The organism is Burkholderia sp. HI2714 (assembly GCF_002223085.1).
GTDB lineage: Bacteria > Pseudomonadota > Gammaproteobacteria > Burkholderiales > Burkholderiaceae > Burkholderia > Burkholderia lata_D.
Genome location: NZ_NKFM01000062.1, coordinates 160,128 through 176,723, shown reverse-complemented (window position 1 = coordinate 176,723; position 16,596 = coordinate 160,128). Strand labels below are relative to the sequence as shown.

The following is a 16,596-nucleotide window of genomic DNA, read 5'->3' as shown; positions in this document are numbered from 1 at the left end:
CACCGGCCTGGATTCAAGTATTATTTTCCGGACGTTATTTCGATTCATTCAACAATCGATTCAATATGCGCGACGGCAAAGCATAATTTCCGCTCCCGGCCCACGGCTGCGTGCCGCCGAGACCGGCGTTGCAAAATATCCACAAAGGGCGAAGCCATTTCTCGTCACAAAATTTCCATATTAAATGACTCGAAATTCGTCAACTCCATCGCTTGTCACCCGATAGATAAATTGCTACGCTTTCGACCGAAATACACAACGCATCATCAATCAACCTTGAACTGCGGCCGGGTTTATTTAAAAAATCGAAACATGCAGATTAATATTCACGTGAAATCATCTTTTATCGATCGTCGCGGCTAGCGCTTCGCCACACGCGATTCCGTCGAATCTCCCTATCTGCCTGCCGACAGAACAGGCCGACGGCCAATTGCAGCATTCGCCCCGCGGTTTTTCGATTTCCTTTTAGACGTCCGTGGTGATGCGCGGCGGCGCATTGCCGCACGCGCCGTCTTTTTCAATCCTCGCCCATTCACGCGCAACGCTTCCCGCGCGTCGCACCTGCTCGAATTGCCACACGAGTCTCAACGCGTCATTTGTCGTCTTTCCAATCTGCAAAACAATTCCGAAAAATTGGAGCACACCATGAGTCACGACTTCAGAGACGAACCTGCGCCGCGTCGCGCCTTCCTGGCCGACATGGCGAAGCTCGCGGCGGCCGGCATCGTCACCGGCTGGACACCGCTATACCAGATTGCGGCGCACGCGCGGACGGCCGGCGAGACACCGCCCGGCTTCCCGGCCGACATCCCGCTTTACAAGCAGGCGTTCCAGAACTGGAGCGGCGAGATCGCCGTGCAGGACGTATGGACCGCCGCGCCGCGCTCCGCCGACGACGTCGTCGCCACCGTCAACTGGGCGCGCGCAAACGGCTACCGGGTACGCCCGCGCGGCTACATGCACAACTGGTCGCCGCTGACGCTGGACCCGGGCGCCGGCGCCGCGAAGCTCGTGCTGCTCGATACGACGAAGTCGCTGACGGCCGTCTCCGTCGACACGTCGGCGCGTCCGGCGCGCGTCACCGCCCAAACGGGCGTTTCGCTGGAATCGTTGCTCGCGACGCTCGAGCCGTATGGCCTCGGCGTGATTGCCGCGCCGGCACCGGGCGACATCACGCTCGGCGGCGCGCTTGCGATCGATGCACACGGCACCGCCGTGCCGGCGGCCGGTGAAACCTTGCAGCCGGGCCATACCTGGGGCTCGCTGAGCAATCTCGTGGTCGCGCTCACCGCGGTCGTGTTCGATCCGGCCCGGCAGCAATACGTGCTGCGCCGCTTCGAGCGCAGCGATCCCGAGATCGGCGCGTTCCTCGCGCACATCGGGCGGGCGTTCGTCGTCGAAGTCACGCTGACGGCAGGCCCGAACCAGCGGCTACGCTGCCAGAGCTACGTCGATATTCCGGCATCCGAACTGTTTGCCTCGGCCGGCACGACGGGCCGCACGATCGCGTCGTTTCTCGAAAGCTCGGGCCGGGTGGAAGCCATCTGGTTCCCGTTCACGACCAAGCCGTGGCTCAAGGTCTGGACGCCGACGCCCAGCAAGCCGTTCCTGTCGCGCGCCGTCACGCAGCCGTACAACTATCCGTTCTCCGATTCGATCTCGCAGACCATCTCGGATCTCGTCAAGCGGATCGTGATCGGCGGCGAAGGCGCATTGACGCCGCTGTTCGGCCAGACGCAGCTGGCCATCACGACGGCCGGTCTCGCACTCACGCTCAGCGGGGACATCTGGGGCTGGTCGCGCACCGTGCTGCAGTACATTCGGCCGACGACGCTGCGCGTCACCGCGAACGGCTACGCGGTACTGGCGCGGCGCGCCGACGTGCAGCGCGTGATCAGCGAATTCGTGCAGTTCTATCAGAACCGCGTCGACGCGTACAAGGCGCGCGGCGAGTATCCGATGAACGGTCCCGTCGAGATCCGCGTCACCGGTCTCGACAAGCCGGCCGATGCGGGCGCGGGCGCGGTCGTGCCCGCGTTGTCCGCGCTCAAGCCGCGCCCCGACCGGCCGGAATGGGATACCGCCGTGTGGTTCGACATCCTGACGTTGCCGGGCACGCCGGCCGCCGATCGCTTCTATCGCGAGATCGAGCAATGGATGCTCGCGAACTACACCGGCTCGTATGCGACGGTGCGCCCGGAATGGTCGAAGGGCTGGGCCTATACCGACACGGCCGCCTGGCAGGACGACACGATGCTCACCACCACGATTCCGAACCTGCATCGTGAAGGCCAGCCGCCGTCGAGCAGCTGGGATACGGCGCGCGCGACCCTCGAACGCTACGACCCGCACCGGATCTTCCGGTCGCCGCTGCTCGACCGGCTGATGCCGTAGCGATCCCGGCGCAAGCCGGCTGCCATGGAACGGATGACGATGCGCGAACCGTGCAGGTTCAAGGTCATTCAGGACGTGGCGGCCGGCAGCGCGAGGCCGAAGGTGCCCCACCACACCGCCTGCCGCAGGCAGTACCGCAGGTGGACGGTCATGGGCCGTCCTTGCCGCCGGACTCGAGCAGCAGGTACTCGCCGTCTTCCGCGCGGCCGGCGCCGATCTCGACGAAGCCGCACGCGGCATAGAACGCCAGCGCCGGCGTGTTGGCGCGCAGGCACTTGAGCCGGTAAGGTGTGGCCGGCCAGCCCGGCAGCGCGCGCAGCAGCGCCCGGCCGACGCCGCTCCGGTGATGCGACCGGTGCACGTGCAGGTGATGGATGAAATGGTCGGGCTCCCAGACCGACACGAAGCCGGCGAGTCGCCCGCCTTCGTCCTCGGCGACCCTCAGCCGCTCGCCTTCCGTCTGGGCCGCGAAGTCGGCCAGCCGGAACGCGCCGGCCGGCTGCCAGACGAAGGTCTCGCGGCGCGAGCGCAGGAACAGCTCGCACAGGGCCGGCGTATCGGCGGCCACGGCGTCACGTACGATGATCTTCATGATTCGCTTGCTCCGCGCGTTCGACGGCGGGCACGTCTATCTATTGGAAAACCCGGCCGTCGTTCAGCACGCGATCGGCGAGGCATCGGCCGATGCGGTGCGATGCGACATCGCCGAGGCTTCGGCCAGCCCGTGCTGACATCGACGCGCGCGGCGATGCCGGCACTCGCGCGGGCGCCCGGGCGCCCGGGCGGCCGGTCGCCACGACGCATGCATCACGCGGCGCCGTCGCGCCCCTTCGGAAACACGCCGTGGCTCATCGCGTCGAGCTGCCGGCCGATCTCCGCGCGCAATTCGGCGGATATCTCGAGGCTGTCGAGCAGTTTCGAAATCCACAGCCCGTCGGCGGCGAGCCGGCAGATCATCAGCGTCGCGGCTTGCTCGAGCGGCACGGGGTCGGGCCGCGTCCATTCCCGCATCGGCACCGACCAGCGCGCGCGCGTGTCCTGGTCGGTAATCATCGACGCGACCAGCACGCGCAGCACATCGGTACTCGCGACCGAATGCGACTCGTCGAGCACCGCGTGCATGTAGGCCCGCGCCACCGCGCCGGCGCCACCCGCATCTGCCGCCACCCGCGTGGCCATCTGCGCGGCGAACCGCTCGGTCGCCTGACCGAACAGCGCATCCAGCAGCCCCTGTTTGTTCGCGAAGTGATACTGCAGCGCGCCTTTCGTCACGCCGGCACGCTCGGCCACCGCATCGAGCGTCAACGCGGCCACGCCGTGGTGTGTCGCGATTTCCGAGGCAGCCGCCAGCAACTGCGCACGCACCTGATCCGGCGCTTTTTTCCGACGCACGCCGGCGGTGGGGGCAGCTGGCGCCGATGACGCTTCAGGCGCCCGTGCACCGGCCGTTCCAGCCGGTTCGACGGGCGCGGACGCATCCTGCGGCGCGGGTTCGAGGTGTTTTTTCATGGAGCGGATGGTAGCACCCGGCGTCTCGATATAAACATTCCGGCCGGATGGTATGATCCGCCGCATGACTACACCGACCTCCTCCCCCTGGTCCGCGCTCGACACCGCCATCGCCCGTGGACGCGACGCCCTCGTGCGTCTCCAGCAGCCCGACGGCAGCTGGTGTTTCGAACTCGAATCCGATGCGACGATCACCGCGGAATACATCCTGATGATGCATTTCATGGACAAGATCGACGACGTGCGCCAGGAGAAGATGGCGCGCTACCTGCGCGCGATCCAGCGGCTCGACACGCACGGCGCATGGGATCTGTACGTCGACGGCGCGCCGGACGTGTCGTGCAGCGTGAAGGCGTACTTCGCGCTGAAGGCGGCCGGCGACAGCGAACAGGCGCCGCACATGGTCCGCGCGCGCGACGCGATCCTGAAGCTCGGCGGCGCGGCCCGTGCGAACGTGTTCACGCGGATCCTGCTCGCGACGTTCGGCCAGGTGCCGTGGCGCGCGACGCCGTTCATGCCGATCGAATTCGTGCTGTTCCCGAAGTGGGTGCCGATCTCGATGTACAAGGTCGCGTACTGGGCGCGCACGACGATGGTGCCGCTGCTCGTGCTGTGCTCGCTGAAGGCGCGCGCCCGCAATCCGCGCAACATCTCGATCCGCGAGCTGTTCGTCACGCCGCCGGACGAGGAACGCCAGTACTTCCCGCCCGCGCGCGGCATGCGCAGGCTGTTCCTCGCGCTCGACCGCACGGTGCGCCATGTCGAGCCGCTGTTGCCGAAGCGCCTGCGGCAGCGCGCGATCCGCCATGCCGAGGCGTGGTGCGCGGAGCGCATGAACGGCGAGGACGGGCTCGGCGGCATTTTCCCGCCGATCGTGTATGCCAACCAGATGATGCAGGTGCTCGGCTACCCGGACGACCATCCGCTGCGGCGCGATTGCGACAACGCGCTGGAGAAGCTGCTGGTCACGCGGCCGGACGGCAGCATGTACTGCCAGCCGTGCCTGTCGCCGGTGTGGGATACCGCGTGGAGCACGATGGCGCTCGAGCAGGCGCGCGGCGTGGCGGTGGCGGAAGACGGCGAGCCGGGCGACGCACGGCGCGCACTCGACGAACGCATCGCACGCGCGTACGACTGGCTGGCCGAACGCCAGGTGAACGACCTGCGCGGCGACTGGATCGAGAACGCGCCGGCCGATGTCCAGCCGGGCGGATGGGCGTTCCAGTACGCGAACCCGTACTACCCCGACATCGACGATACGGCGGTCGTCACCGCGATGCTCGATCGCCGCGGCCGCACGCATGCCAACGCGGACGGCACGAACCCGTATGCGTCGCGCGTCGCGCGCGCGCTCGACTGGATGCGCGGGCTGCAATCGCGCAACGGCGGCTTCGCGGCATTCGACGCCGACTGCGACCGCATGTACCTGAACGCGATCCCGTTCGCCGACCACGGCGCGCTGCTCGATCCGCCGACCGAGGACGTGTCGGGCCGCGTGCTGCTGTGCTTCGGCGTGACGAAACGCGCGGACGAACGCGCGTCGGTCGCGCGCTGCATCGACTACGTGAAGCGCACGCAACAGCCCGACGGCAGTTGGTGGGGCCGCTGGGGCACGAACTACATCTACGGTACGTGGAGCGTGCTGGCCGGCCTCGCGCTCGCCGGCGAGGACAAGTCGCAGCCGTATATCGCACGCGCGATCGAATGGCTGCGCTCACGGCAGCATGCGGACGGCGGCTGGGGCGAGACGAACGACAGCTACATCGACCCGAAGCTGGGCGGCACCAACGGCGGCGAGAGCACGTCGAACTTCACCGCGTGGGCGCTGCTCGCGCAGATGGCGTTCGGCGACTGCGAATCCGATTCGGTGAAGCGCGGCATCGCGTATCTGCTGTCGGTCCAGCAGGAAGACGGCTTCTGGTGGCACCGCTCGCACAATGCGCCGGGCTTTCCGCGCATCTTCTACCTGAAGTATCACGGCTATACCGCGTACTTCCCGCTGTGGGCGCTCGCGCGCTATCGGCGGCTGGCGGGCGCGGCGGCCGCGCGGGCGTCGGCCACGCACGGAGCGACGGCTGCCTCGGCAACGGACTCCGTTGCCGCCTGAGCGGTGACGTGACGGCGCAAGGCCGTCACACGAAGCCCTCTTCGACCAGCGTGCAGCCGTGCGCCGTGATCTCGTGCCGCTGGCCCGAGCCGCCGACCACGCGGCTCCAGCTCTTCGACACGAGCACGGCCGTGGCGCCGTCGGCGTGCAGCGCATAGCCGAACCCGCCGACCATGCCCGGCACCCCGAACCATACGCTGTCGGCCTGCGCGTCGAGTTCAAGCAGCGGTTCGAGTTCGGGCAGGCGCAGCGCGTCGACGCGCAGGTGTGCGATGCGGCCGAGCATCATCTCGTGGAAGTGGCGCTGGATGTCGCGCAGCGTTTCGTCGGGCACGAAGCGTCGCGGCTGCGGCGTCAGCAGATCGATCAGGTGCCGATGCCCGCGCTGCGCCGCGATATCGACCGGGCGCGCGCCGTCTGCATCGCGCAGCATGCGCCACGCGCCGAGCCGCAACAGTTCGACGACGACCGCTTGCGGCGCGCCGCCGTAGGCAGCCTGATGCAGCGGGGTATGAAGCGACTTCCCGCCGAGGCGCGTCGCGTTGACGAGCTTGTTCTCTTTTGCAATGCAGTCGAGCATCGTCGCCCAGTCGCCGTTGCGCGCAGCATCGGCCAACGCGTGCCGGCTCGCGACCTGCGCGTCGTCGAGCACATCAGCGCCCGTGATTCCATCCCATGTGATGCCCAACCGTCTTCTCCTTTCGCCGCTCGCGCATCCAGCCGGCGCGTCGTCCGCTCATCATAAGCGTTCGTCACGGCCATGCGTTCGCGACACGAGAAGCAATGCCGGCAACCGCCAAACCCGCCCGCAAGTATGGAATCATGCGAACGCGCCGTCGGCGCGTTCATTTCACTTCGACGAAGGATGCCAGCCGTGCTCGACATTACCGCCATCACCGACGCCCTCACGCCGAACGGCGAACCCGTGCAATACCGCGTGCCGCCCGAGAAGCTGCTGGCAGGCGACCCGCTGCAGACCCTCACCCCCGGCTTCGCGAGCCCGTGCGGCCGCTTCTCGACCGGCATCTGGGAAAGCACGCCCGGCCGCTGGCGGGTCGCGTACACCGAAGCGGAATACTGCGAGATCCTGGAAGGCACGTCGGTGATCACCGATGAGGAAGGCAACGCGAAAACCCTGCGCGCCGGCCATCGCTTCGTCATTCCGCCGGGCTTTCGCGGCACGTGGGAAGTGGTCCAGCGCACGCGGAAGATCTTCGTCGCCTACGAAGAGCAACCGCCGGCGTAAGCAGCACCGGCCCCGGCGGCGGAAACGTTACCGCCGGCCGTCGAGCGCGCCGAGGATCCCGTACGCGGCCTTCACGCGGTCCTCGTTCGGATAGCTGCGGTTCGCGAGCATCACGATCGCGATCCGCTTCGAGGGGACGAACGCGACATAGGTGCTGAAGCCGTTGGTCGAGCCCGTCTTGTTGATCCACGTATCCGCGCTCGGCGCGAGCGGCGGCTTGATCGCGGTGGCCTGTATCCCGTCGCGCAGCATCTTCATCGAGTTGCCTTCGAGCAGCGTCGGCAGCGCGACCGGATACGGGTACTGCTCCCAGATCAGGTCCTGCGTCAGCGGCCCCGCGCGGAAATAGCCGGTGTGCGTGCGTTCGAGCGCGCGCTGCAGGCGCGGCGCGGTTTCGATCAGCCCCATGTTCGCCTGCACGAAGCGCAGCAGGTCGGCCGCCGTGGTCCGCACGCCATAGGCCGGCTGCCACAGCATGCCGCCCGTCATCCGGATCGGCTTGCCGTCCTGCGTGTAGCCCTGCGCATAGTCGGCCTTGCGTGCGTCGGGCACGTTGATGTACGTGTGCGTCATGCCGAGCGCGGGAAAGAGCCGCTGCTCCATCAGCACCGCGAAATCCTTGTGCATCGCCTTCGCGGTGAGCCACCCGAGCATCCCGATCGCGACGTTCGAGTACGTGCGGATCGTGCCCGGCGCATACGCGGGCCGCCACGCTTCCAGATAGCGGATCAGGCCCGCGTCGTCGCGGATGCTGTCGGGCACCTGCAGCGGCATGCCGCCGGGCGTGTGCGTCCCGAGATTGAGCAGCGTCACGACGCCGAACGGCTTGCCCTGCACCGCGGGCAGGTACCTGGCCGCGGGATCGGCCAGCGACAGTTCGCCGCCCTCCTGCGCATCGGCCGCGAGTGTCGCGGTCAGCGTCTTGCTGACGGAGCCGATTTCGAACAGCGTATCGCCGGTGACGGGCTTGCCGGTTTGCGTCGACATCACGCCGTAGTCGAACACGTAGGGCTTGCCGTCGGCGACGATGCCGATCGCCATGCCGGGAATCGCGTACTGCTTCATCAACGGCGCGATGTGGCGGGTGACGGTGTCGTGGAGGTCGTCCTGTGTGACGGCGGCCGCGCGGCCGGCCGTGGCGGTGGCGCACGCGGCGACGAACAGGGTCGCGGCGAAGCGTGTCGCGTTGAATCGCATGGTTGCGGTTCCTTTGATTTCTGATGGTTGCGTGAACAACGGTTCCGGCCACGCCGTGCGGAAATCGCAGTGGCCGGCCCGCCGAAGCAGGACTATCCGCTGTCGCTCCGCCGCCAACAATCGACGATATGTTGCGCGAGCCTAAAGAAAAACTTATGAGATACGCGAAGCACTGCGTTGACCTGATGCCATTCCCGGGCCGCGCCTTGTTTTGCCGGAAAAACCTGTCGGTTTTAACAGCATGCAATCCGGCGGCCGAATCGCAACGCATCGAAAATCGGTGAAAAAGAGATAAGTCTTGTCAGATCCGCATACGCAGGCACGCGGCGCGATTGATTCCCCCGCGCGGATCGCAGTAGACTCGCGGAAGCAAAAAATAAGACCATCCTGAGAGAAACAATGAATCGCCATTCGCTGATCGCCTGCTCCCGCGTCATTGGCTGCTGCCCGGTCGCGTGATTTTCACGCATCGACCGCCCCGCAGCGGGAACACGCCACGCCGCCGCGCCCCGCTCGCGCGCCCGTTCGTCGCTTCGCCCGCCAGCCGAAAGAACCGCCAGGGTCCCGCGCGCATGGCCCGCGCACGCCCTGCCTGACCGGAGAGTAACCCCGTGACCGAAACCGTGGCCGCGTCCGCCTATCGGCCGCGCGATGTCGTCAATGCGCCCGACATCAAGGCGGCCATCGCACGCCGCAGCGCCGAGCGCGGCGATCCGGCCGACATCCGCGCGTGGCTCGGCAACCACTTCTTCCGCTGGGTCGTCGGCGCGTTCGAGCAGGCGCAGCCGCTCGATTCGATTGCCGACTACCGCGCACTCGCCGGCGCCGACCGGCCGGCGCCCGACTGGCTCGTGCGCCGGTTCCGTCCGCAACCGGCCTCCGGCGCGGCGGCCGATCCGGCGCCGCTGCCGGCCGCCGAGCCAAAGCCGCTCTACTTCATCGATCCCGAGCACATGCTGCTGACCGACCGCGAGCGCGTGCTGGTCGAATTCCTGCGCTCGCGCGCCGGCACGCGGCTCGCGCAGAAGCTGCAGCGCATCACGTGCGCGATGGCGCTCGACATGTGGGAGCGCGAGCACCAGCGAATGCAGGCCCGTCGCGACAAGGGCTGGGTGCCGAGCAGCGGCCTCGCGCTGCGTGAGGTGCTGCGCACGCCGAACGGGATCGTATTCGAATTCGTGGGCGATCATGCGGCGCTGCGCGAGGAGCTCGCCTATGAGTCGTACTACATGCAGCACTGCCTCGGCCAGTTCGCGGATCGCCGCCGGCTGCGCGGCGGGTACGGCGAACAGTACGCGCAAGCCGCGCAGGAAGGCCGGCTGCGCCTGTTCACGCTGCGCGGCGCGGGCAACCAGCCGCACGTGACGATCAGCCTGCAGGTGACCGGCAACGGCCTGCGCATCGACCAGATCAAGGGCAAGCAGAACCGCCATCCGGTGCGCCGCTATGCCGACGACGTCCGCCAGTTCCTGCGCGCCCTCGCGCCGCGCGGCGAGCGGCATCCCGATTGCGAAGGCATGGGGCTCGTGTTCGAACCGGAAACGAACGGCGCGGCCGGCGGCGAATGGACCTTCGTCACCGACGTGCGCTCGCCCGACCATCTGCTGAGCGTGATGAGCCAGAACTTCCACCTGGTCGAGCATTTCCCGCACCCGCCGGCCGTCCTGCAATGGCTGCTGCTGCGCAACGCGCCCTATGCGCTCGGCCAGCTTCGTCAAATCGATCCGGCCGTTGCGGCGGCCGCGCGCCACGCATTGCCGGCCGATGCGCTGCCGGCCGCGCAAGCGCCCGGCGACGCACCGCCGGTAACAACCGCGTTCGAGATCGAAGGCATCGCGATCGATCCCGCGCTGTGCGCGACGTTCGCGTTGCCTGCGCCGGCGGACGGGAGCGCGCCATGCTGAAATGGCTGATCGGCGCAGCCGCGCTGTGGGTCGTGTGGTATGTGTGGCGGTCGGTCCGGGTCGCCGCGCGGATGGTGCGCGAAGTCGATGCCGACCAGGTCGCGGGCGCCGACGCCGCGGTCACGGTCCGGCAGACCGCCGCCGTCAAGCTCGCCCAATCACTGGCCGACCAGGCGCCGCCGAACCGCCGCCGCTGGTCGCTTGCGCTCGCCGACATCCTGCTGATCCGCAACGGGCTGCGCTGCGATTGCGACGAGCTCGTGTACGCCCTGCCCGACGCGCAGCGCAACACGCTCGCCGCCCAGTTGCGGCGCGAACTCGACCTGCCGGCCGACCTGCCCGAGTGGCAGGTCGTGCAGCGCGTGCCGGCCATCCTCGCCGGCTGGATACGCGGCGTCGGCCGCTCGCACGAAGGCTTCTACGAACAGCTCGCGGCCGAAGGCCGCGTGCGCGATGCGCTGGCGTTCGATTGCGCGCGCACCGCGTTTCTCGTGCGCTGCATCGCATTGCTTGGCTGGGCGTCCGAACAGCATGCGTGGGTGGTATTGCTGCTCAATGCCCAGCGCGCGCAGGACAGCTTCGACAGCTGGGAAGACTTCGGGCTCGCGTATGCACGCGCGCGCCAGCACTGGCTGCGCGGCAGCGGCCAGGACGGCCCCGCGTCGTCGCGCGCGACGCAGGAAGTGCGCGAGCACCTGCGCAATCCGTCCGGAAACTGGCTTTCGCTGCCGTGGAAGCGCTACCGCATCTTCGATCCCCAACCCGTTTCGTCATGACCGCCGACACCGACATGTCCTCCGTTCCCGCCGACCTGATTCCGCCCGCGAAATCCCGCTGGTTCATCTGCGACGTCGACGCGCTGCTGCGCGCAGGCGAGTTTGCCGCGCTCGACATGCAACTCGATGCCGCGCTCGCCGCCAGCTTCACCGACCGCACCGCCGAAGCGCGGTACGTCGACGCTTTGCCGGCCGACGTGCAACCGTGCATCGAAGCCGGCGCCGAAGGCCTCGCGCGCCTGCGCGCATGGCAAGCCGCGAACCCGCGCTCCGCGCATGCGTGGCTGTGCGAAGCGCATTACTGGCACCACTGGGCGTACGAGTATCGCGGCGGTGGCTGGGCCGAGACGGTGACCGAAGCCGGCTGGATCGGCGCGCATGCGTGCGCGGCGCTGACGATCGTCGCCGCGCTGCGCGCGCTGGTGCTCGCGCCGACGATGTGGAGCGCGCCGAAGGTGATCTTCACGAGCGTGTCGTCGTTCGGCGAGCCCGAGTGGCTCACGCAGCTCGTGCGCGAGCGCCGCTGGCCCGTCACCGAACTGCACCTGAACGTCGGCGCCGAAGACGAAGCCACGCGCGCCGAACTGCAGCGCATGCTCGCGCGCTCGGGATTGAATCCCGACGAGCCGGTCGCCTGCCCGGCGGAATTTCCCGACGCGCTGCCCGGCCCCGTCCAGGGCAAGAAGCTGCGCAAGGAAAAGTGGTACTGGATGGAGGCGACGCTGCACATCCACCCGACCCAGTACTTCTCGATGCGCACGTTCATCTGGTACATGCAGCCGCGCTGGGGCGGCTCGCACGACCACGTCCGCGCATTCATCGATTCCGACGCATGTGCGCATCTCGACGCGGTCGAGAAGGACCGGTTGCGCCACGAGATCTGGCGCGACGAGTACTACGGCGAGACGCTGGATTCGGATGATGACGACGACGCTACCCGCCGCGCGATGGCCGCGACGCTCGCACGCGCGAACGCCGCGCTGCATCCGTATCACCGCTGGGAGACGCTGCACTGGCTCGCGCGCAGCCATTTCATGCGCAACGAAGACGAACAGGCGTACGCCCGCCTGCAGGAAGCCGAACGCAACGGGCCGATCGACGACAACCGCGCGATGGCGATGGGGTTGCGGCTGATGCTCGCCCTCGATCCGCATGGCGACTGGTTGACCGGCGCGATCGAGCGTGCATCGGACGCACGCGCCTGCACGTCGGCGATGATCCTGCGCGGCTACGCGCATCGCACCGGCACGTTCGGCTTCGCACAGGACGATGCGCGCGGCGATGCATGGCTGGAAGCCGCGCGCCTGAACGAGCCCGGCTCGCTCGCATGGAACCAGCTCGCCACCGCGATGGAAGATGAAAACCGGCGCCCGGCCGATGCCTTTGCAATCTGCCAGCTCGGCTACGAGGCGGGCGGAGATTCATGCGGCTACCTGCTCGGCTGTTTCTACAGGGACGGCACGCATGTCGAGGCCGACCCCTACCGCGCCGCCCACTACTTCCGCGAGTCGATGGAGGCCGGCGGCAACGTGGCCGCTTATAAGCTGGGATACACGTACCACCACATCGGCCAGACCAGCACGGATCGGGCCGAGCGCGCGCGCATGCAGGTCGAGGCCGTCGAGGCCGCGCGCAAGGCGCACGAGATGGGGCATACGGACGCGCTCGAGAGCATGCTGATGTTCATCAGCGACATCCACGATCATGCGTCGCGCCATCGCTATCTCGACGAACTGCGCCAGCATGCCGAAGCCGGCCATCCCGCCGCGATGGCCACGCTGTCGTTCTGCCTCGCCGACATCGGCGACAAGTCGCTCTACGACTATCGCGAAGGCGTGCGCTGGATCATGGGCGCCCAGGCAATCGCACCGGACAACGAGTTCGTGCGCACCATCACGCGCATCAACTACGAGGACGGCATGCTCGCGAGGCTACGGTTCAAGATGCAGCGCAAGCAGATCAAGGCGCACGAGATTCCCGGCGCCGACAACGCGATGGTCTGAGCCCCGGGCGGCGAATGCGCGGGCCCGCGGCCGGGCCGCGCGCGCCGTCCGAATCTCGACCGGAAGGTCAGCCCGCGGTCGTCCCGCGAATTACCCCGGCAGCCGGTCGAGAAACGCCAGCATCGCCGCGTTGAACCGCTCGGGCCGCTGCAGCGGCGCGAAATGGCTCACACCGGGCAGGGTCGTCAGCGTCGCGCCCGGAATCGTGCGCGCCAGGTACGCCGCGTGTTCGGGCCGGATGAATTCGTCGTGCTCGCCCAGCACGATCGTCACCGGCACCGCAATCGCCGCAAGATCCTGCGCGCGGTAATCCGGTTGCGTGCGCATCATTTCGCTGACGGCCGCGACGAAGGCATCGAACTGGTCCGGCGTCGCGGACAGTGCTGCGTAGTCCTTGCGGTGTCGCGCGAAGCAGCGGTCGAGCAGCGGGCTCGGCACGATCTCCTTCGTGCCGCTCGGGTCCATGTTGCACGCGAAGAAAAACACGCCGGCCACCCGTTCCGGCGCGCGATCGGCCAGCACGAGCGCGATGCACGCGCCGTCGCTCCAGCCGACGAAGCGCGCACGGTCGACGTGCAGCGCGTCGAGGACCGCCAGCACGTCCGAGGCCATGCGTTCGTAGGAATAGGGTTCATCGTCGCGCGTGCTGCGGCCGTGGCCGCGGCTGTCGATCACGATCGCGCGGTAGCCGGCCGCGAGCAGCGCCGGCACCTGGTTGCCCCAGTTGCCGCTGTGGCCGAGGCCGCCGTGCAGCAGCACGACCGCCGGGCCATGGCCGAACGACGCGTGCCAGATGCGCGCGCCGTCGTGTTCCAGCCATCCTTGCTCGTCGGCCGCCGGCAGCGGCGTGCCGCCTTGCGACTCGAAGCGGGCGAGGTCGTCGTCGTTGCGTTCCGCATTCATCGTTCAGCCGTCCTGTCGAGGGAGACGTGCTGGCGATTGTAATGCGTGCGACCGGCACGGCCGCGACCGGTCAGGCCTGCGTCGACACCAGCCCGCCCGCCTGCGAGCCGCCCGATTTCTCGATCGCCGCCGCGAGTTGCGAGATCGCGGTCGAAAGCGCCCCCGAGATCGCGCTGGCTTGCGCGCTGAGCGACTGCTGTTCGATCGCCGCGGCCGGGTCGTCCTTCGCGCGCTGGCCCGCGCTCGCGATCTGCTGCTCCAGTGCCGCGAGCTGCTTCTGCAGCCGCTCGATCAGCGCCTTCAACTGGCTGATCGCCGGGTCGTCCGACGACGCGCCCGATGCGCCGAGCGTTTGGCCGGTAGCGCCGGTCGAATCCTTCGCGCCGGAGGTGCCGGTCGCGTCAGTCGTGCCGGTGGTGCTCGTGGCGTCGCCGCTGGACGACGTCGCGGCGGGCTGGGTTGCGGTCGCGCTGCTGTCGGCCAGCGGGGATCGCGTCGTCGTGGAGAAGTCGATCTGCATGATGTCGGTCCGTGTGTTGGGAGGCGTCATGACGGAGTAGAAACGCCTTCCAGAATGTTTACGGCATTCGTCACACGAAACTTGAGTATCGGGGACGGACTGATTTGGCCGAGGATCGCCGGTTTTAGCCGCGAAAGGGCCAGATTGGCGGCACCGCGGCGCTGGTAAAATCGCGGCTTCGCCAGCGGCATTCGCGCGCCGATCGCCTCCGGGCACGAGCGTGCAACGCCGCCGGCATCGACTCCCGCCCTTCCGGGCGCGGCACGCAGCACGTGCCGGCGCCGCGGTCGCGGCTGCGCGGGTCGCCTTTCCGTCCGCCCGTGTGCCCCGCTCGCCATGTCGAGCGGCGAACGCCGTGCGGCGCACACGCACTTCATCACGCATTCGAGGAACACACGATGGCCCGCATCGGCGCCTTCTGCATCACGACGTGGCTTGCCGCCGCGATTCTCTACTTCGGCCAGCACTCCGTCGCGATGATCGTATTGAGCGGTGTCGTCGTATTCGGCGGGTTCGACCTGCTGCGCCCGTAGACACGCCTGGCGACGCCACCGCGCACGGCCGCGATGGCCGATGCGATTGTGATAGCCTCTCCCGCACCATCCGTCAGACGCACGCGTCGCTGGCGAGAACAGGAGAACGGGAATTGAATCACGACCTGAATCGCCACCCGGCGGCCCTTGCCTGCAAAGTGTGTGCTGCCCACGCGCCCATCTGCGGCCTGGTCGATTTTTCGCGCTGCGGCGCCGACTTCATTGCCGGGAAAAAGGTCGACCGTATGCGGGGGTGCCGGTCTACTACCATGCGTGCGAGCAATGCGGCTTCACGTGGGCCCCGATGTTCGACAGCTGGACCCACGACGATTTCGCGCAGCATGTCTATAACGCCGACTACCCGCGCCACGACCCCGAGTATCTCGAGATCCGTCCGCAACAGCATGCCGACCTGATCTGCACCAGCTTTCCGGAAATGCGGGAAGGCCGGGTGCTCGATTTCGGCTCGGGGCTGGGCTTGCTGGAACGGAAACTGGCATCGCGCGGCTTCACGGACGTGACGTCGTACGATCCGTTCTCGCACCCGGTTCCGCCCGAAGGCAGCTTCGATACGATCCTGTCATTCGAGGTGTTCGAGCATCATCAGGCGCCGGTCGACCTCTTCGACCAGATCATGCGCCATCGGAAGCCCGACGGCGCGCTGCTGTTCCAGACGTCGCTGATCACCCGGGATATCCTCGATCAAGGCATCGATCAGTGGTGGTACTGCGTGCCGCGCAACGGGCACATCTCGTTTCACACCGCCCAGTCCCTGACGCTGCTTGCCCAACGCCACGGGCTCGAATATGGCGCATTCGGTGAGTCGCTGCACGTCGTCTTCGATCGCGCTGCGACACCGCGCTGGCTCGACAAATTCCTCAAGCAGTAGCGGCCTGGCGGCCATCCGGCAGGCAACGACCACCGCGCGCATTCACGCGGCGCTCACCGGCTCGCTCCCGCTTGGCGCGCCCTCACGCAGCACACACCGCCGTCAGCAGGCCGCGAACGTCGGCACGGCCGGCGCGACCGCCAGCGCGCGCTCGTTGAACACGACCGGCACGCCGCCGAACCCCAGCCGCAGTTCGGGCGATCGAGCCGCCACCCGTCGACGCGCAGCGCGACGCGCGACACCGGCGCGCCCCGCGCATGCGGCAGGTCGATCGTGATCTGCCGCTTCCCGCCGGGTAGCAGGTTCAGGTAGTTGTCGCTGTGGAACGCCGGCAGCACGCGCGCGCCGGTCGACGGATCGAACACCTGCAGGTGCGTCATCAGCGCGACGGCGGCGCCGATGTTCGCGACGTCGACCGTGATGCGCGTCGTCACGTCGTCGGCCTCGGCCAACGATGCACTGCCGGACACGGCCGCACCCGGCATCGTGTCGAGCGACGCGTATGTGTCGTCGCCCGCGTCGCGCTGCCGCCAATAGACGTTCTCGGCCAGCGTATTGCCGCCCGAACGCCGCGCCGTTGCTGGCGGTATTCACCGCCGAGGTGCCCGCCTGCTT

The 16,596-nt window shown here is 67.9% G+C and carries 16 protein-coding genes; 9 read left to right on the top strand and 7 right to left on the bottom strand.

The window, feature by feature from the left end:
- Nucleotides 1-645 precede the first annotated feature (645 nt).
- Nucleotides 646-2,394, top strand: coding sequence for a cholesterol oxidase substrate-binding domain-containing protein (locus CFB82_RS34490; protein ID WP_089486880.1), 1,749 nt, complete (start codon nt 646-648; stop codon nt 2,392-2,394).
- Between the two features lie 148 nt (nt 2,395-2,542).
- Here CFB82_RS34490 and CFB82_RS34485 read toward each other — a convergent pair whose 3' ends face one another.
- The gene (locus CFB82_RS34485) at nt 2,543-2,986 is read right to left on the bottom strand and encodes a GNAT family N-acetyltransferase (RefSeq protein WP_089486879.1); all 444 of its coding nucleotides are present in this window, start codon (nt 2,984-2,986) and stop codon (nt 2,543-2,545) included.
- Here CFB82_RS34485 and CFB82_RS43490 point away from each other — a divergent pair.
- Entirely contained in the window at nt 2,985-3,125 is a 141-nt protein-coding gene (locus tag CFB82_RS43490) for a hypothetical protein (protein WP_179255491.1), read from the top strand. The genes CFB82_RS34485 and CFB82_RS43490 overlap by 2 nt on opposite strands.
- A 76-nt stretch (nt 3,126-3,201) precedes the next feature.
- On the opposite strand, the gene CFB82_RS34480 is transcribed toward CFB82_RS43490, so the two are convergent.
- On the bottom strand, nt 3,202-3,903 hold the full coding sequence (locus tag CFB82_RS34480) for a TetR/AcrR family transcriptional regulator (RefSeq protein WP_089486878.1): 702 nt from the start codon (nt 3,901-3,903) through the stop codon (nt 3,202-3,204).
- Between the two features lie 52 nt (nt 3,904-3,955).
- Here CFB82_RS34480 and shc point away from each other — a divergent pair, with 52 nt between their 5' ends.
- The gene (shc, locus tag CFB82_RS34475) at nt 3,956-6,010 is read left to right on the top strand and encodes a squalene--hopene cyclase (RefSeq protein WP_089486877.1); all 2,055 of its coding nucleotides are present in this window, start codon (nt 3,956-3,958) and stop codon (nt 6,008-6,010) included.
- Nucleotides 6,011-6,035: 25 nt separating this feature from the next.
- Here shc and CFB82_RS34470 read toward each other — a convergent pair whose 3' ends face one another.
- A complete protein-coding gene (locus CFB82_RS34470) occupies nt 6,036-6,698 on the bottom strand; it encodes an ankyrin repeat domain-containing protein (protein ID WP_089486876.1) in 663 nt (220 codons plus the stop codon).
- 186 nt (nt 6,699-6,884) lie between these two features.
- Here CFB82_RS34470 and CFB82_RS34465 point away from each other — a divergent pair, with 186 nt between their 5' ends.
- Nucleotides 6,885-7,256, top strand: a complete 372-nt coding sequence (locus tag CFB82_RS34465; protein ID WP_373452989.1) for a cupin domain-containing protein — start codon at nt 6,885-6,887, stop codon at nt 7,254-7,256.
- 27 nt (nt 7,257-7,283) lie between these two features.
- Here the strand turns inward: CFB82_RS34465 and ampC are convergent, their stop codons facing one another.
- The gene (gene ampC, locus CFB82_RS34460) at nt 7,284-8,453 is read right to left on the bottom strand and encodes a class C beta-lactamase (protein WP_089486875.1); all 1,170 of its coding nucleotides are present in this window, start codon (nt 8,451-8,453) and stop codon (nt 7,284-7,286) included.
- A gap of 611 nt (nt 8,454-9,064) precedes the next feature.
- Between ampC and CFB82_RS34455 the strand changes: the two genes are divergently transcribed.
- From CFB82_RS34455 to CFB82_RS34445, 3 genes are read left to right on the top strand one after another with little or no spacing between them, the layout of a single operon-like run.
- A complete protein-coding gene (locus CFB82_RS34455) occupies nt 9,065-10,357 on the top strand; it encodes a hypothetical protein (protein ID WP_089486874.1) in 1,293 nt (430 codons plus the stop codon).
- Nucleotides 10,351-11,133 (top strand): DUF1266 domain-containing protein, encoded by a 783-nt coding sequence (locus CFB82_RS34450; RefSeq protein WP_089486873.1) that lies wholly within the window; start codon nt 10,351-10,353, stop codon nt 11,131-11,133. The genes CFB82_RS34455 and CFB82_RS34450 overlap by 7 nt, the downstream gene beginning before the upstream one ends.
- A gap of 14 nt (nt 11,134-11,147) precedes the next feature.
- Entirely contained in the window at nt 11,148-13,136 is a 1,989-nt protein-coding gene (locus tag CFB82_RS34445; RefSeq protein WP_256979402.1) for a DUF4034 domain-containing protein, read from the top strand.
- A 90-nt stretch (nt 13,137-13,226) separates the two neighbouring features.
- Here CFB82_RS34445 and CFB82_RS34440 read toward each other — a convergent pair whose 3' ends face one another.
- Both CFB82_RS34440 and CFB82_RS34435 read right to left on the bottom strand, forming a co-directional pair.
- Nucleotides 13,227-14,039 carry an alpha/beta fold hydrolase gene (locus tag CFB82_RS34440; protein ID WP_089486872.1) on the bottom strand — a complete coding sequence of 271 codons (813 nt, stop codon included), beginning with the start codon at nt 14,037-14,039 and terminating at the stop codon, nt 13,227-13,229.
- A gap of 70 nt (nt 14,040-14,109) precedes the next feature.
- Nucleotides 14,110-14,559, bottom strand: a complete 450-nt coding sequence (locus tag CFB82_RS34435; RefSeq protein ID WP_089486871.1) for a hypothetical protein — start codon at nt 14,557-14,559, stop codon at nt 14,110-14,112.
- Between the two features lie 398 nt (nt 14,560-14,957).
- Between CFB82_RS34435 and CFB82_RS44245 the strand changes: the two genes are divergently transcribed.
- Together CFB82_RS44245 and CFB82_RS34425 are read left to right on the top strand one after the other, a co-directional pair.
- Nucleotides 14,958-15,092 carry a hypothetical protein gene (locus tag CFB82_RS44245; RefSeq protein WP_006767081.1) on the top strand — a complete coding sequence of 45 codons (135 nt, stop codon included), beginning with the start codon at nt 14,958-14,960 and terminating at the stop codon, nt 15,090-15,092.
- 304 nt (nt 15,093-15,396) lie between these two features.
- Nucleotides 15,397-15,981, top strand: coding sequence for a class I SAM-dependent methyltransferase (locus CFB82_RS34425; RefSeq protein WP_256990598.1), 585 nt, complete (start codon nt 15,397-15,399; stop codon nt 15,979-15,981).
- Nucleotides 15,982-16,034: 53 nt separating this feature from the next.
- Here CFB82_RS34425 and CFB82_RS43485 read toward each other — a convergent pair whose 3' ends face one another.
- A complete protein-coding gene (locus CFB82_RS43485) occupies nt 16,035-16,466 on the bottom strand; it encodes a hypothetical protein (protein WP_235986555.1) in 432 nt (143 codons plus the stop codon).
- Nucleotides 16,467-16,596 lie beyond the last annotated feature (130 nt).

What these genes read in the sequence shown, in the direction of transcription:
- CFB82_RS34490 (WP_089486880.1), top strand. Translation starts at nt 646, where the DNA reads ATGAGTCACGACTTCAGAGACGAACCTGCGCCGCGTCGCGCCTTCCTG.
- CFB82_RS43490 (WP_179255491.1), top strand. Translation starts at nt 2,985, where the DNA reads ATGATTCGCTTGCTCCGCGCGTTCGACGGCGGGCACGTCTATCTATTG.
- CFB82_RS34485 (WP_089486879.1), bottom strand. Translation starts at nt 2,986, where the DNA reads ATGAAGATCATCGTACGTGACGCCGTGGCCGCCGATACGCCGGCCCTG.
- CFB82_RS34480 (WP_089486878.1), bottom strand. Translation starts at nt 3,903, where the DNA reads ATGAAAAAACACCTCGAACCCGCGCCGCAGGATGCGTCCGCGCCCGTC.
- shc (WP_089486877.1), top strand. Translation starts at nt 3,956, where the DNA reads ATGATCCGCCGCATGACTACACCGACCTCCTCCCCCTGGTCCGCGCTC.
- ampC (WP_089486875.1), bottom strand. Translation starts at nt 8,453, where the DNA reads ATGCGATTCAACGCGACACGCTTCGCCGCGACCCTGTTCGTCGCCGCG.
- CFB82_RS34450 (WP_089486873.1), top strand. Translation starts at nt 10,351, where the DNA reads ATGCTGAAATGGCTGATCGGCGCAGCCGCGCTGTGGGTCGTGTGGTAT.
- CFB82_RS34445 (WP_256979402.1), top strand. Translation starts at nt 11,148, where the DNA reads ATGTCCTCCGTTCCCGCCGACCTGATTCCGCCCGCGAAATCCCGCTGG.
- CFB82_RS34440 (WP_089486872.1), bottom strand. Translation starts at nt 14,039, where the DNA reads ATGAATGCGGAACGCAACGACGACGACCTCGCCCGCTTCGAGTCGCAA.
- CFB82_RS34435 (WP_089486871.1), bottom strand. Translation starts at nt 14,559, where the DNA reads ATGCAGATCGACTTCTCCACGACGACGCGATCCCCGCTGGCCGACAGC.
- CFB82_RS44245 (WP_006767081.1), top strand. Translation starts at nt 14,958, where the DNA reads ATGGCCCGCATCGGCGCCTTCTGCATCACGACGTGGCTTGCCGCCGCG.
- CFB82_RS34425 (WP_256990598.1), top strand. Translation starts at nt 15,397, where the DNA reads ATGTTCGACAGCTGGACCCACGACGATTTCGCGCAGCATGTCTATAAC.
- CFB82_RS43485 (WP_235986555.1), bottom strand. Translation starts at nt 16,466, where the DNA reads ATGCCGGGTGCGGCCGTGTCCGGCAGTGCATCGTTGGCCGAGGCCGAC.